Source organism: Mycobacterium sp. E342 (assembly GCF_001667665.1).
Taxonomy (GTDB): Bacteria; Actinomycetota; Actinomycetes; order Mycobacteriales; family Mycobacteriaceae; genus Mycobacterium.
The window spans coordinates 1-1,780 of record NZ_LZJM01000329.1; the positions used below are offsets into that span (position 1 = coordinate 1).

The 1,780-nt window shown below is 63.5% G+C and carries 1 protein-coding gene; it reads left to right on the plus strand.

Annotated features, from left to right (window positions below):
- Window positions 1–1,780 (plus strand): AMP-binding protein (locus A5692_RS26980; protein ID WP_156766309.1); only part of this gene is annotated, 1,780 nt, incomplete at both ends.

The following is a 1,780-nucleotide window of genomic DNA, read 5'->3' on the forward strand; positions in this document are numbered from 1 at the left end:
TTGGCAGTGTTGTTGGCCAAACTGAGCGCCAGTACTGATGTGGCGGTGGGGTTCCCGATCGCCGGGCGGCGCGACCCTGCCCTGGATGAGTTGGTTGGGTTTTTTGTCAACACCCTGGTGCTACGGGTGGATTTGGCCGATGACCCCAGCATCGCCGAAGTACTAGGGCGGGTGCGGGCGCGTAGTCTGGCCGCTTTTGAGCATCAGGATGTGCCTTTTGAGGTGTTGGTGGAGCGGCTCAACCCCACTCGCAGTCTGACTCATCATCCCTTGTTTCAGGTGGCGTTGGCCTGGCAAAACTTTGCCTGGTCTGTCAATGATTCCGCGGCGGGGTTGGCCTTGGGGGATGTGCAGGTCACTCCGCTGCCCGCAGAGACCAGTACCGCCCGTTGGGATCTGACGTTTTTCCTGGCCGAACGTTGGACCGAGGCCGGTGAGCCCGCCGGGATCGGTGGGGCGGTGGAGTTTCGCACCGATGTGTTCGACCCGCAAAGCATCCAAGCGCTAATTGAGCGATTCGAGCGGGTGTTGGTGGGGATGACGGCCGATCCGGCTCGGCAGCTGTCGTCGATGGAGCTGCTCGATGAGGTTGAGCATGCTCGCCTGGATGTGATGGGTAATCGGGCGGGGTTGACCCAGTCGGTGTCGGTGGCGGTGTCGATTCCGGTGTTGTTTAGCCAGCAGGTGGTGCGCACCCCTGAGGCGGTGGCGATCAGCTATGAGGGCTGCTCGGTGACGTACCGCGAGGTAGATGAGGCGGCGAACCGGTTGGCGCACTTGTTGGCGGCTCATGGGGTGGGTCCGGGTTCGTTTGTGGCGCTGGTGTTTTCGCGGTCCGTGGAGGCGGTCGTGGCGATCCTGTCGGTGTTGAAGACCGGGGCGGCTTATCTGCCGATCGACCCGGCGTTGCCGGCGGCGCGGATCGGGTTCATGGTGGCTGATGCCGCGCCGATCGCCGCGATTACCACCACCGGGCTGGTCGATCGGCTGCACGGGCATGACCTGGTGGTCATCACTGTCGATGATCCCGCGATCCAGACCCAGCCGGCCACACCACTTCCGGGCCCGGCGCCAGAAGAGATCGCTTACCTGATTTATACCTCGGGCACTACCGGGGTGCCCAAAGGCGTTGCCATAAGCCATCACAACGTCATCGAGTTGTTGGCGTCGCTGGACGGGCAGTTGGATCGCGCGGGGGTGTGGACACAGTGTCATTCCCTGGCTTTTGACTTCTCGGTGTGGGAGATCTTCGGTGCGCTGCTCGGTGGTGGGCGGTTGGTGGTGGTATCGGAGGCGGTAGCGCGCTCACCAGGGGAGTTCCACGCTGTGCTGGTGGGTGAGCAGGTCAGTGTGTTGAGCCGGACTCCGTCGGCGTTTTATGCCTTGCAAACCACTGATGCGCTCCAGTCCGAGCGGGCAGAGCAGCTGGCGCTTCAGACGGTGGTGTTCGGCGGTGAAGCCCTTGAGCCCGCGCGTCTTTCGACGTGGTTGCACAACCACCCGCGATCACCGCGGTTGATCAACATGTATGGCATCACCGAGACGACGGTGCATGCCTCGATACGCCAGATCGCCACAGGCGATGTCGGCAACACTGTCAGCCCGATCGGGGTGCCGTTGGCCCACCTGGGCTTCTTTGTCCTCGATGGGTGGTTGCGTGCGGTGCCGGTGGGGGTGGTCGGGGAGTTGTATGTGGCCGGCGCCGGTGAGCATGAATTCGATGCGTGCGGCCGGCAGGGCCGGATCGATCGGCAGGTAGGCCGCCCCGGTCTTGAGCGGG